Origin of the sequence: Thiocapsa sp. (assembly GCF_035467215.1) — a bacterium.
Lineage (GTDB): Bacteria > Pseudomonadota > Gammaproteobacteria > Chromatiales > Chromatiaceae > Thiocapsa.
Window position 1 is genome coordinate 1 of record NZ_DATITZ010000100.1, and the last position, 12,109, is coordinate 12,109.

Here is a 12,109-nt window from a genome sequence, read left to right on the forward strand (position 1 = left end):
AAACGCGCGCCTAAGATCGATATATCAAAGCGTTGGGCCGCCCCTTCAGGGCTTAGGATGGGGGTCGTGGTCCCGGGGCGTTGCCCCGGGCTCGCGTGGTGAGCCCCGTTGGGGCAGCCGGATACCAGCGGGTTCGATTCATGGCCATGGCAGGCTCCGTCCGATGCTGGATCAGGGAGCAGTCTGCGCATGTACACCACCGCGTTTAAAAGCCGGATTTGAGGTTACGCCTCCGGGCCGAGCGCCGCGGCGATCAGCTCGACGGGGTGCATGACCGCGATGTCCAGCCCGGCCTCGCGAACGCCTGCGGCCAGGTGCAGGGCGCATCCGGGATTGGTGGTGACGATCACCTCCGGGGTCTCCAGACGCACCGGGGCCAGCAGCTCGGCGAGAAGAGCCTCGGCCATGACAGGGTGCCGGAGCAGGTAGGTTCCGGCGGCACCGCAGCAGCCTTGACCCGGCGGCAACGGCGCCACCGCGAGACCGGGGATGCGCCCGAGCAGCCGATGGACGGCGGCATTGCCGCCGAGCTGGTTGCGATGCGAGCAGGGCTCGTGGATCAAGACGCGACGCCGATCGGGTCGGAGCCGCAGCGCTTTCGGCCACTCGACCCCGTCCAGGAAGGCGCACAGCTCCAGGGTGTCGCGCAGCGCCGGATCCCCTCGAAGCTCGGCCACACAGGCGCTCGCCAGGCCGACGAGCGTGCGCTCGCCGTGCACCCGCACGCAGGCATCGCGCTGTGCATCGGCCTGTGCGGGCAATCCGTTGTGTCTGAGCATGGCGCCGCAGCAGGTGTCGGGCGAGACGATGCGAAAACCCAGATTCAGCCGGGACGCGACCTTCAGGGTTGCCGCGACGGCCCGTCCCTCCGCGGCGGAGCCCATGCAGCCGAGGAAGAGATCGACGTCCGCCCCTTCCGGGTTGCGCGGGGTGATCGGCCGGGCGACGGCCCCCATCGCGGTCGCCATTCGGTGGTAGGGACGCAGCGCGTGGATGCGGTCGAGTCCGAGCCGCTCCGCCAGTCGGGCCAGACCGAGGCGGCGGTACAGGCGCGGGACCCGGGCGAATCGGTTCATCAGCCATGCGCTCGACAAGGCGCCGAGAGCGATCCGCTTGAACGTCCGCCGCGGCGCCGGCAACGCGGCCGTGCGCAGCGCCTTCGCCTGATCGGCGATGCGCCCGTAGGCGACCTCCGAGGGGCAGGCGCGCTCGCAATTCAGGCAGCCGAGACAGCCGTCGAGATGACCGGCAAGGGTCGGCGTCATCGCCAAGTGGCCGTCCGCCCAGCCTTGGATCAGTGCGATCCGCCCGCGCGGCGAGTCCGCCTCTTGGCGTGCCAGTTGAAACGTCGGGCAGTGCGGCAGGCACAGCCCGCATTTAACGCACTGATCGGCAAGCTGCAGCAGTTCACGGATTGCGACGGCCTGCGAAAGGCTGCGTTGGGCTTCGGCCGAGGTCTTCAATCGCGGGGGGTCGTCCAGTGGCTGGGTCGGTTCGTTCGGAGTGCGTCCATGCCGGCGAGCCTGTTGCCTAGGACGTGGGAACGTGGGTGGCGCTCGGTCGCTGCGGACCTTGATTATGTTACCCTCCTAGGGTCGCCTTGCGGGCAATTCAGGTCATTAAGATGTCGTACTACCGCTACCATGTCTTCTTCTGCACCAACCAGCGTGAGGACGGCAGCCAATGCTGCAACCAGTGCGGGGCTGCTGCGATGCGGGATTTTCTCAAGCGTCGCACCAAGGAGCTGGGTCTGACGGGGCGTGGCGGGGTGCGCATCAATACCGCCGGTTGTCTCGACCGTTGCGCGGAAGGACCCGTGATCGTGGTCTATCCGGAGGACACCTGGTACACCTACGTCGACAGCGAGGATCTGGAGGAGATCCTGCAGGAGCATCTGATCGGCGGGCGGGTCGTGGATCGGCTGCGGTTACCCTAAACCGCGCTGGTTCCAACGCTCGTCAAATCTCCCGGGGCCGATCCCATCCGGAAACATCGCATACCGCGCCGGGCGCGGTTTAAGGTTACCGGCCTGAATCGCGGCTTAAATTTCGGGTTGCGTGCGACGATTTCGTCACGTAGACTTCGCGGTCTTTCTCGACACAGAAAACGAAATCGACGGCCCGCGCGCGACTCGTCACTCGACCCGTACCGGCTTAATGCCGCAACAATCGGTTCGATGTCGGGACAACGCGAGCACGGCATCCCGGAGCGAAGGACATGACGACGACAGTGAGTGCAAAACCGGCGGAAGTCCGCCGTGCCTGGTATCTGGTCGATGCCGACGGCAAGACCCTCGGGCGGCTCGCGAGCGAGTTGGCCCTTCGCCTGCGTGGCAAGCACAAGCCGCAGTACACCCCCCATGTCGACACCGGCGACTATATGGTCGTCATCAATGCCGAGAAGGTGCGGGTAACCGGGAACAAGCGCGAAGACAAGATGTACTATCGCCACACCGGCTACGTCGGCAATCTCAAGTCGACGAATCTCGCCAAGCTGCTCGACTCCAAACCCGAGCGCGCCATCGAGATCGCCGTGAAGGGGATGCTGCCGCGCGGACCGCTCGGACGGGCTATGTTCAGGAAGCTGCGTGTCTACGCCGGACCGGAGCACGGTCATCAGGCGCAACAGCCGCAAGTCCTTGAGCTCAACGTTTAGGAATCAGACGCATGTCCGAGAGACAACACGCCATCGGTCGACGCAAGACCTCCGCCGCCCGGGTCTTCCTGACCCTCGGGTCCGGCAACATCACGGTCAACGATCGCCCGCTTGATCAATTCTTCGGCCGCGAGACGGCTCGGATGGTCGTGCGTCAGCCGCTCGAGACCGCCGGGTTGCTCGATCGCGTCGACATCAAAGCGACCGTTGCCGGCGGCGGCAACACGGGGCAGGCCGGCGCAATTCGCCATGGCATCGCCCGGGCGCTGGTGCTGTTCGACGAGAACCTCCGTTCGCCGATGCGACGCGCTGGTTTCCTGACCCGCGACGCCCGCGAGGTCGAGCGTAAGAAGGTTGGTCTCCACAAGGCCCGCAAGCGTCCTCAGTTCTCGAAGCGTTAACAGCTCGACCGCGACACCTCGACTGCGGAGCGATCGCTCCCGATTGCAGGCTCGGCACTCCCGAGTCCACTTTCGCGGGTACTGCAATCGGAGCGCGCTCTCGTCGCGGCCTGGTCGCCCGGCATCATCCCTCCTCGATGCCGGCAGCACGATCCAAATTTGGGGGATCGTCTAGTGGTAGGACAGCGGACTCTGACTCCGTCAACCTAGGTTCGAATCCTAGTCCCCCAGCCACATCCTGAGCGAATTCGTCTTTCAGCCGGCATCCGTCTCCTGCGCTGCCGGTCCGTTCCCGTCTAACCTCGTCTAACCTGGCGCTGTACACCCTGCGCGACACCCTGCCGATGTGGCATCGACGTCAGCCCCGCCTTTTCGGCGAGGCGTCCCCGGCGGTCTCGGCGAGAATCGGGTGTGGTGCTTTTTCGGTTCGTTTTCCGCCGCCTGATACATCGGTTTGTCTCGCCGTGCTCGAGGTCGGCGGTCGAGCGGAATCGCTTGTTCAGTCTGGTGTCTTCGCCCGTAAAGCAGGCATCTTCGCTGGCCTGTCCCGCCTTCGGGTCTCAAGGGGCGGGCGCCTGTTTCGGCTTGCTCCGATGCTAAAAAGCAACACATCGTGGGTGTGTGTCTTTTTTTGCCCCACTCTGTTGCAAAACACTCCGCCTTCCACTATAGTTCAGTACGCAAAGCATGATTGCGTTGGTTTCTGCAGTCTACCTGACAAATTCACAACAGCGGAGAAGAGTATGAACAAGAAGATCCTGAGCCTCGCGGTCGCTGCCGCGCTGGTCGCCCCGGGCGCCGCGATGGCCGAAGCTATCCTGTACGGCAAGCTGAACGTTTCCCTCGACTATGCGAACGTCAAGAACGTCGTCCTTCCGGAATACGGTTTCGCGACGGATGCCAACGGCGACGTCATTCTCGACACCAACGGTAACCCGACCCTGGTGCGGACTGAACCCGGCGTGGACTTCGACGGATGGGGAATGTCCAGCAACGGCTACATCCCCGGTGAGGGCCGTGCAAGCCGAATCGGCGTCAAGGGTTCCGAGGATCTGGGCAACGGTCTCAAGGCGATCTATCAGGTCGAGCTCGGCATCAACCTGAACGACACCAACAACAACGTCCTGAGCAACAGCGACTCGATCACCTATCGGAATACGTTCGTCGGTCTCGCCGGCGACTGGGGCACCGCCCTGCTCGGCCGTCACGACACCCCGATGAAGATCTCGACCGGCAAGCTCGACCTCTTCTCCGACACCATGGGTGACTACAACGGCACGGTCGGTTTCCGCGATCTGCGTGCAGACAACGTCGTTGCCTATATCAGCCCGAGCCTGGCTGGCTTCCAGTTGATGGGTGCCATCATTCCGGCCGGCGGCGCGACGGGCGGTGGACAGGGGCTGAACCTCAACGAAGACAGCCTTGCGGGTGCCTACTCCCTCGCGGGTATCTACAGCAACGGTCCTTTCTACGGGTCCGTCGCCTACGAGTCGCTCGGCAATCAGCATTTCAATACCCAGGTCGCCAGCCTCGCCGGCAACAACTGCCCGGTCGAGACACCTAATGTCGCTAACCGCGACCCGAGCGATCCCTTTACCTCGACCTGTGCCTACACGGATGACGATTCCACGGCTTGGCGGCTTGGTCTTGGCCTGCTCGATTGGAACGGCTTTAGCCTGACCGGTATCTACGAGAAGCGCGACAACGAGTTCCCGAGCGGCCGGTATGCGGCGTTCACCAACCCGGCCGACGGGAGCTTCAATACCTTCTTCCCGGGTGGTCCCGACGAGGTCGAGCTCTGGCAGATCCAGGCGGGCTATGCCTTCGGCAACAGCATGGTCAAGGCGATGTATGGTCAGGCTGACTACAGCAGCGACTACGAGTTTGGACCCAGTGCCGTTGCTGCGGCCGGTGGCGATCTCGCAGGAAAGATCGCGAGCGACTTGTACAGCAACCAGATCGAGACCTGGAGCATCGGCTTCGATCACAACCTGAGCAAGCGTACCAAGGCCTACGCGCTGTACACCGCCGTGGATGCCGACTCCAAGGACACCATCTCCGCTACGCAATGGGACGGCTTCTCGGTCGGCATGATGCACAGCTTCTAAGCCAAGCTTAGATCCGGCATGGAACGCATGACGGGGCCTTCGGGCCCCGTTTTTTGTTGCTTAAACCGCGTCCGGAGCGGCATGCGTCGTTTTCATCGTGCGTCTGGCTTCGGAGATATCCTCGATCTCAGTGACACGCGGTTTAGAATTTAATATTTTTTAGGCCGACTTCAGATTTCGTTGGCGCGCCATCGCGGTCGCCTCTCCTCTTGTTGACTCCGAGATACGCCCCCCGGCGTGATTCCTCGATGAAACCGCGTTCAGGGCAAGATCCTGAGCTCCGGGCGGGTTCAGCGTTGAATGCACCGCCGAAACTCGTCACAAGCGCGATTTAAAGTTCCTATTTCTCAACATCCTAAACCGCGTCAGCTCAGACGCTCAAGGATCCGACCGAGGCCGGCCCAATCCAAAAACTCTTCATGCCGCTCCGGACGCGGTCTAGGCCCGCAACGTCTTGGGCCCATCCGGGGTTCCCAGGATCAACACATCCGCCGGGCGCAGCGCAAAAATGCCGACGGTGACCACGCCCGCGATATTGTTGATCTGTTGCTCCAGCTTGGCGGGCTCCATGATCTCCAGATGCTGCACGTCGAGGATCAGGTTGCCGTTGTCGGTCACGAATCCGTCACGCCAGACCGGGGTGCCGCCCAATTGGACCAGCTCGCGCGCGACATAGCTGCGCGCCATCGGAATCACCTCGACAGGCAGCGGGAAGGCGCCCAAGACCCTCACCAGCTTGCTCTCGTCGGCGATGCAGACGAACTGCCGGCTTGCCGCCGCGACGATCTTCTCCCGAGTGAGCGCACCGCCGCCGCCCTTGATCAACTGGAGCTGCGCGTTGGACTCGTCGGCGCCATCCACGTAGAGCGAAAGCTCGCCGACGGCATTGAGGTCGTAGACCGGGATCCCGTGCGCCTTGAGTCGCTCGGTCGAGGCGACCGAGCTGGATACCGCGCCCTCGATCCGTCCCTTGATGCCGGCGAGCGCATCGATGAAATGATTCACGGTCGAGCCCGTGCCGACCCCGATGATGCCCTCCTCGACATACGCAAGCGCCGCCTCGGCGGCCTGTTTTTTCATGGCGTCTTGTGTGTTCATGTGTCCTCCGGTGTGTTGGTCGAGTGTGAGGCGTTAAACCGCGCTCGGAGCGATATGCGATGTTCTTGGATGGGATCGGCCCCGGCAGACTTGACGACCGCCGGAGTCTGCGCGGTTTAAGATATTAAAAAATAGATCATTTTAAACCGCGTCCCCGCTAAGGGCCGTGGATGCATCAATCGTCGAACTCACTGGAAATGAGCATCTCCCTCTGGACGCGGTTTAGCTTCTTGCCGCCAGCTCAGCGCCAACGATTGATTGTGCCCCGCGCGGATCGGCCCAACCTGCTCTTTTCTAGGTCCGGCGGTATCATACCAGAGCCCAGAAACCCCACGGATCCGTCCGGAGTCACACCGTGCCGAGAGTGAGATGCTTCGTTTCGAGTGCGTCCAATGCCAAATGTCCGTCCGGCACTCGGCGAAGAGACGGCTTCAGAGCCCGTATTCTTGACACTCTAAACCGCGTCAGCTCCGACGCTTCTTCATTCAGTCGACACGGATCCAATCCAAGAACAATGCATATCACACCGGACGCGGTTTAGATGCCCGACGCCTATATCGAACGGATCCTGCGTGCTCGCGTCTACGACGTGGCGCAAGAAACTCCGCTGACCCATGCGCCGCAGCTCTCCTCGCGGCTTGAGAACGCGGTCTTTCTCAAGCGCGAGGACTTGCAGCCGGTGTTCTCGTTCAAGCTGCGCGGAGCCTACAACAAGCTGATCCATCTGGATCCGGAGGTGCGTGCGCGCGGCGTGATCGCGGCCAGCGCGGGAAATCATGCACAGGGCGTTGCGCTCGGTGCCGCCAAGCTCGGGGTGCCGGCGATCATCGTCATGCCGCGGACCACGCCTGCGATCAAGGTGCGGGCGGTGCGTCGTCTCGGTGGTAAGGCCGTCCTGCATGGCGACTCCTACGACGAGGCCTTCGCCCATGCGATGACCTTGGTCGCGGAGAAAGGGCTGACCTTTCTACACCCCTTCGATGACCCCGACGTGATCGCCGGTCAAGGGACGATCGGGATGGAGATCCTGCGGCAGCATCCGGTCCCGCCCTATGCGATCTTCGTCCCGGTGGGCGGCGGCGGATTGATCGCCGGTGTTGCGGCCTACGTCAAATGGTTGATGCCGGAGGTGCGCATCATCGGTGTGGAGCCACAGGATGCGCCCACGTTGCATGCAGCGCTGGCCGCGGGACGTCGCGTCGAGTTGGCGCAGGTCGGACTCTTCGCCGACGGTGTGGCCGTGAAGTTGATCGGCGAGGAGACCTTTCGTATTGCCCGAGAGCGTGTCGACGAGGTCGTTCTCGTGAGCACCGACGAGATCTGCGCCGCGGTCAAAGACATCTTCGACGACACCCGCGGGATCGCCGAGCCGGCCGGCGCGCTCGCGGTCGCCGGCATGAAGCGCTATGTCGAGACGCACAAGATCAAGGGCGAACATCTGATCGCAATCGAGAGCGGCGCCAACGTGAACTTCGATCGGCTGCGCCATATCGCCGAGCGCGCCGAGCTCGGCGAGCGGCGCGAGGCCTTGCTTGCGGTCGAGATCCCGGAGCGCCCGGGTAGCTTTCTGGCCTTCTGCCGCGTGATCGGACGGCGTCAGATTACCGAGTTCAACTATCGCTACTCGGATGCGTCACGCGCGCAGGTCTTCGTCGGCGTGGAGCTGGCGCGCGGGGACGAAGAGCGCGCGGAGCTGATCGGCCGCCTTGTGGAAAAAGGCTTCGGCGTGCTCGACATGACCGAGAACGAGACGGCAAAGCTGCATATCCGCTACATGGTGGGCGGGCATGCCGAAGGGATCGAGCGCGAGACGCTGGTGCGCTTCGAGTTCCCCGAGCGCCCGGGCGCGCTGCTGGATTTTCTCTCGGCCCTGGGGAAGCGTTGGAACATCACCCTGTTTCATTACCGCAACCACGGCGCGGCCTACGGTCGGGTCCTGATGGGCGCCCAGATTCCGCCGGACGAAGCGGATGCCTTTCGTGAGGCGCTCGATACCTTGGGTTATCAGTACTGGGAAGAGACCGAAAATCCGGCGTATCGGCTCTTTGCCGGATCTAAACCGCGCTCCGGGTGATTTGCGGGGGTGCCGCGGGGTTTGCTGTATCGTCGCGAACAAACGGCCTCGGCGGGGCGCGGTTTAGATGATCAAAACGAAAAGGCGATTTCCGGGAACAAACTGCCTGCAAGGCATGTAGGGGCGACTTCAGTCGCCCCGATCATGGTGGTCGACGCTTTCCGGTAAACCACCCGTAGAGAGCGTGTTCCGCAAGGCGATCAGGCTCAAGAGCAGGGCGAACGGTCCCGAAGCCAGGTTATCGGTCGGGACGCGATCTGAGGTAGATTCGGCGCTCGGTTACCACGGCGTCGAGCGGGATATCCCAGGAGCGAGGCTCGATCTTTTCGATCCGCTGGCACTCGTGCGCGACGCCGATCAGTCGGGGTCGCCGCCAGTATCGGCGAGCCTTCAGATAGGCCAGGGTGCGATCGTAGTAGCCGCCGCCCATGCCGATGCGATTGCAGGCGCTGTCGAACCCCACAAGCGGGACCAGGATCAGGTCGAGATGGCGAGCGGGGCGGATGTGCCGGCCGCGCCGCGTGGGCTCGGGGATGCCGAAGCGATTGGGGCGCATCGTCTCGCCGGCGATCCAGCGCACGAAGCGGAGTTTGACCCGTGCTCGGCCCTCGATGCGTCTGCCCAAGACCGGGAGATAGACTGCTTTTCCGTCCTCCAGCGCTTCTTTTAGAACAGGACGTGGGTCGAGCTCGCCATCGGCCGGCCAATAGGCGGCAATCCGGCGGGCGCGCCGAAAGCGTATCTCGCGACGAAGCAGTCGAGCGACGAGACGCGAATGGTTGCGTTGCGACCGGCTGCTCAAGGCTCGGCGGCTTGCGCGCAGTGCTCGGCGGAGGAGTTTCGGATGAGGCATTGCGGGAGGGAAAAAGGGGACACCCCCCGCCTGTGCCGTTGCAGACCTTTGTTCTTGAACCAAGAGGTTCAAGTGGGAACACTTGGTTCGGCTTCAGGCTTCCCGCTCGAAGGCGGACTTGCACAACAGCCTCACTTCTATGTCCCCAGGGCAGCGATTAGGCTCAAGAAAATACCCAGGCCACGATCGGACACTGCAGGGGGTGTCTTGAGAAGAAGGCTATACCCTTTCGCCTGACGCGTCCAGCGCCTGTTCGGCTGCCAGGGCTTGCGCGACTCGCTCCTGTAGGAGCGCAAGCCGCGGGTCGATCTCGCCACCGTCGACGGTGCGGGATTTCCGAAGCTGAAACAGCTCATGGGCAATATTCAGAGCCGCCATGACCGCGATGCGGTCGGTGCCGATCACGCGTCCGGTCCTGCGGATCTCGCGCATCTTGCCGTCGAGAATCCGTGCCGACTCGCGCAGACCCTGTTCCTCATCCGGTGCGCAGGCGATTCGGTAGTCCTTGTCGAGTATCTTGATGCTGACTTGAAGCGGCTCGTCGCTCATAGACTCTCCTCCATCGCGCGCAGACGCGACAACATGGCTTCGACTCGACTGCGTGCCTGCTCGGTCTTTTCGATCAGCTCGCCGCGCTCGCCGACCAGCGTCTCTTGGCGAGCCCGCAGGGATTTGTTTTCGTCGCGCAGGCGCTGGTTCAGGCGGATCAAGGTCTCTACCTGTTGTTCCAATTGGTCGAGGTCGAAATGTGCCAAAGTCCACGACTCCGTTGAAGTTCGTCGCACTATAGAAGGCGTGCGGAGGGCGGTCAATCACGCGAAAGCGCATGGTATTATCGCATGGTCGCCGGGCTTTTGATCCTCCGGTTCCCATCCCCGTTTTCCCGCCCGGTTCCCCGAGAGGAGGTCGCCACGAATATCGACGACGATCGGCTTGCTCGCTATCTGGCGGCGGGCGCACTTTGCGCAACGCCCAGCGAGGCTCACGGCATCCTCTGCGGCTTGATCTGCGGCGGCGATGCGCACCCCGAGGCCACTTGGCTGAGCCAGCTCCGACCCGAGTCCGATGCGGGCGATCTGCAGATCGACGAGGGGCGCGAGGCCCTGTCGGCGCTGGCGCGCCTCACGCGCGAGGAGCTCGAGGCGTCCGAGTTCGCACTCACGCTGTTCTTGCCCGATGACACTCGCCCCCTTGCAGAACGGGCGATGGCCCTCTATGACTGGGTTCGCGGGTTTCTCTACGCTTGGGGAACACTCGACCATACCAGTGCGGAGCCCTCGCCGGAGACCCGCGAGATCCTGCGTGATTTTACCGACGTGACCCGCATGGATCTCGACGGACTCGACGACGACGAGCAAAACGAAGAGGCATTGACCGAAGTGAGCGAATTCATCCGGGTTGCGGCGATGACGATTTATCAGGAGCGCGTCGTCGCTCGCGCACCCTCGCCCGAGTCATGACCGCGGCCGAGTTCAAGCGGCGCCGTCGCGCCCTGGCCCACGCGATCGGCCCGAACGGCATCGCGATCCTTCCGGCCGCGCGCGAGGTCGTGCGCAATCGCGATGCCCACTACCCGTTTCGCCAGAACAGCGACTTCGTGTATCTGACGGGCTTCCCCGAACCCGACGCCTTTGCCGTCATTGCGCCGAAACGCAAAGACGGAGAGTACGTGCTCTTTTGTCGGCCTCGCGATCCGGAGCGCGAACAGTGGGACGGCCGGCGTGCAGGCGTGGAAGGTGCAACGGCGGATTTCGGCGCCGATCAGGCGTATCCGCTGAGCGAGCTCGATACAGTCATGCCGACCCTGATCGACGGGCGCGAGCGGCTGTATTTCGCGATCGGGAGCGATGCGGCGCTCGACGCGCGTGTGATGGGCTGGGTGAACCGGGTCCGGGCCAACGTCCGCGCCGGCGCTTGTGCGCCCGAGACCTTCGTGACCATCGAGTCGGTCCTGCACGAGATGCGGCTGCGCAAGAGCCCTGCCGAGATCAAGCAGATGCGCCGAGCCGCGGAGATCTCCGCCGCCGCCCATCGGCGGCTGATGCAGATCTGCGAGCCCGGCATGAACGAGTCCCGGCTCGAGGCCGAGTTCCATCACGTCTGCGCCGTCTCGGGTGCGCGCGATCAGGCCTATTCCCCGATCGTCGGCGGCGGCGCCAATGGCTGCATCCTGCACTACGTCGAGAACCGGGCGCCGCTGCGCGACGGGGATCTCGTCCTGATCGATGCCGGATGCGAGCTCGGGGGGTACGCCTCCGACATCACCCGGACCTTCCCCGTGAACGGGCGCTTCAGCGCGGCCCAGCGCGAGCTCTACGAGCTGGTGCTCGAGGCGCAGGTCGCCGCGATCGGCAAGGCCAAGCCGGGCAATCTGTGGAACGAGCCGCACGACGAGGCGGTCAGGGTCTTGACCAAAGGGCTGATCCATCTCGGCCTGCTCAAGGGCAAGCTCGCCGAGCTGATCAAGGAGGAAGCACACAAACCCTACTACATGCACCGCACGGGGCATTGGCTGGGGATGGACGTCCACGACGTCGGAAGCTACAAGCAGAAGGGCGCGTGGCGGCCCTTCGAGCCCGGGATGGTGTTGACGGTGGAGCCCGGACTCTATTTGGCCGATTCCGACGAGATCCCCGAGCCCTATCGACAGATCGGGATCCGCATCGAGGACGATGTGCTGATCACGGAGTCGGGCAACGAGATCCTCTCGGCCGCGGCACCGAAGGACCCCGATGCGATCGAATCCCTCATGGCGGGTGATTAAACCGCGCCCGGCGCGGTATGCGATGTTTTTGGATGGGATCGGCCCCGGCAGACTTGGCGACCGCTGGAGCCGGCGCGGTTTAAGATATTAAAAAGCATGTTATTTTAAACCGCGTCTCCGCTGAGGGTCATGGATGCACCAAACGTCGAGCGCACT

The 12,109-nt window shown here is 63.4% G+C and carries 12 protein-coding genes, 1 tRNA gene and 1 other RNA gene; 8 read left to right on the plus strand and 6 right to left on the minus strand.

What is annotated here, in order from left to right; genetic code table 11:
• Positions 1-224 precede the first annotated feature (224 nt).
• Positions 225-1,463 (minus strand): (Fe-S)-binding protein, encoded by a 1,239-nt coding sequence (locus VLR48_RS05360; protein ID WP_325290789.1) that lies wholly within the window; start codon positions 1,461-1,463, stop codon positions 225-227.
• A 161-nt stretch (positions 1,464-1,624) separates the two neighbouring features.
• Between VLR48_RS05360 and VLR48_RS05365 the strand changes: the two genes are divergently transcribed.
• From VLR48_RS05365 to VLR48_RS05385, 5 genes are all read left to right on the plus strand, one after another.
• Positions 1,625-1,936 (plus strand): (2Fe-2S) ferredoxin domain-containing protein, encoded by a 312-nt coding sequence (locus VLR48_RS05365; RefSeq protein ID WP_325290790.1) that lies wholly within the window; start codon positions 1,625-1,627, stop codon positions 1,934-1,936.
• Between the two features lie 281 nt (positions 1,937-2,217).
• On the plus strand, positions 2,218-2,655 hold the full coding sequence (rplM, locus tag VLR48_RS05370; protein ID WP_325290791.1) for a 50S ribosomal protein L13: 438 nt from the start codon (positions 2,218-2,220) through the stop codon (positions 2,653-2,655).
• Between the two features lie 11 nt (positions 2,656-2,666).
• Positions 2,667-3,056 carry a 30S ribosomal protein S9 gene (gene rpsI / locus VLR48_RS05375; RefSeq protein ID WP_325290792.1) on the plus strand — a complete coding sequence of 130 codons (390 nt, stop codon included), beginning with the start codon at positions 2,667-2,669 and terminating at the stop codon, positions 3,054-3,056.
• Positions 3,057-3,216: 160 nt separating this feature from the next.
• Positions 3,217-3,290 (plus strand) — tRNA-Gln (locus VLR48_RS05380).
• A gap of 509 nt (positions 3,291-3,799) precedes the next feature.
• Positions 3,800-5,164, plus strand: coding sequence for a porin (locus VLR48_RS05385; RefSeq protein WP_325290793.1), 1,365 nt, complete (start codon positions 3,800-3,802; stop codon positions 5,162-5,164).
• A 438-nt stretch (positions 5,165-5,602) separates the two neighbouring features.
• Here the strand turns inward: VLR48_RS05385 and rpiA are convergent, their stop codons facing one another.
• Complete coding sequence (gene rpiA, locus VLR48_RS05390; RefSeq protein ID WP_325290794.1) at positions 5,603-6,262, minus strand: ribose-5-phosphate isomerase RpiA; 660 nt, start codon at positions 6,260-6,262, stop codon at positions 5,603-5,605.
• Between the two features lie 541 nt (positions 6,263-6,803).
• Here rpiA and ilvA point away from each other — a divergent pair.
• The gene (gene ilvA / locus VLR48_RS05395; RefSeq protein ID WP_325290795.1) at positions 6,804-8,336 is read left to right on the plus strand and encodes a threonine ammonia-lyase, biosynthetic; all 1,533 of its coding nucleotides are present in this window, start codon (positions 6,804-6,806) and stop codon (positions 8,334-8,336) included.
• Between the two features lie 238 nt (positions 8,337-8,574).
• Here ilvA and VLR48_RS05400 read toward each other — a convergent pair whose 3' ends face one another.
• The 4 genes from VLR48_RS05400 to VLR48_RS05415 form a co-directional block, all read right to left on the minus strand.
• Positions 8,575-9,138: a 5-formyltetrahydrofolate cyclo-ligase gene (locus tag VLR48_RS05400; RefSeq protein ID WP_325290796.1), complete on the minus strand. Its 564-nt coding sequence runs from the start codon at positions 9,136-9,138 to the stop codon at positions 8,575-8,577.
• A 70-nt stretch (positions 9,139-9,208) separates the two neighbouring features.
• Positions 9,209-9,394: non-coding RNA, 6S RNA (gene ssrS / locus VLR48_RS05405), on the minus strand.
• Between the two features lie 14 nt (positions 9,395-9,408).
• Positions 9,409-9,738: a cell division protein ZapA gene (locus VLR48_RS05410; RefSeq protein ID WP_325290797.1), complete on the minus strand. Its 330-nt coding sequence runs from the start codon at positions 9,736-9,738 to the stop codon at positions 9,409-9,411.
• Positions 9,735-9,944 (minus strand): TIGR02449 family protein, encoded by a 210-nt coding sequence (locus VLR48_RS05415; RefSeq protein ID WP_093032316.1) that lies wholly within the window; start codon positions 9,942-9,944, stop codon positions 9,735-9,737. The genes VLR48_RS05410 and VLR48_RS05415 overlap by 4 nt, the downstream gene beginning before the upstream one ends.
• A gap of 84 nt (positions 9,945-10,028) precedes the next feature.
• Between VLR48_RS05415 and VLR48_RS05420 the strand changes: the two genes are divergently transcribed.
• Together VLR48_RS05420 and pepP are read left to right on the plus strand one after the other, a co-directional pair.
• Entirely contained in the window at positions 10,029-10,649 is a 621-nt protein-coding gene (locus tag VLR48_RS05420; RefSeq protein ID WP_325290798.1) for a YecA family protein, read from the plus strand.
• Positions 10,646-11,953: a Xaa-Pro aminopeptidase gene (gene pepP / locus VLR48_RS05425; RefSeq protein ID WP_325290799.1), complete on the plus strand. Its 1,308-nt coding sequence runs from the start codon at positions 10,646-10,648 to the stop codon at positions 11,951-11,953. The genes VLR48_RS05420 and pepP overlap by 4 nt, the downstream gene beginning before the upstream one ends.
• Positions 11,954-12,109 lie beyond the last annotated feature (156 nt).

What these genes read in the sequence shown, in the direction of transcription:
- VLR48_RS05365 (WP_325290790.1), top strand. Translation starts at nt 1,625, where the DNA reads ATGTCGTACTACCGCTACCATGTCTTCTTCTGCACCAACCAGCGTGAG.
- rplM (WP_325290791.1), top strand. Translation starts at nt 2,218, where the DNA reads ATGACGACGACAGTGAGTGCAAAACCGGCGGAAGTCCGCCGTGCCTGG.
- rpsI (WP_325290792.1), top strand. Translation starts at nt 2,667, where the DNA reads ATGTCCGAGAGACAACACGCCATCGGTCGACGCAAGACCTCCGCCGCC.
- VLR48_RS05385 (WP_325290793.1), top strand. Translation starts at nt 3,800, where the DNA reads ATGAACAAGAAGATCCTGAGCCTCGCGGTCGCTGCCGCGCTGGTCGCC.
- rpiA (WP_325290794.1), bottom strand. Translation starts at nt 6,262, where the DNA reads ATGAACACACAAGACGCCATGAAAAAACAGGCCGCCGAGGCGGCGCTT.
- ilvA (WP_325290795.1), top strand. Translation starts at nt 6,804, where the DNA reads ATGCCCGACGCCTATATCGAACGGATCCTGCGTGCTCGCGTCTACGAC.
- VLR48_RS05410 (WP_325290797.1), bottom strand. Translation starts at nt 9,738, where the DNA reads ATGAGCGACGAGCCGCTTCAAGTCAGCATCAAGATACTCGACAAGGAC.
- VLR48_RS05420 (WP_325290798.1), top strand. Translation starts at nt 10,029, where the DNA reads ATGGTCGCCGGGCTTTTGATCCTCCGGTTCCCATCCCCGTTTTCCCGC.
- pepP (WP_325290799.1), top strand. Translation starts at nt 10,646, where the DNA reads ATGACCGCGGCCGAGTTCAAGCGGCGCCGTCGCGCCCTGGCCCACGCG.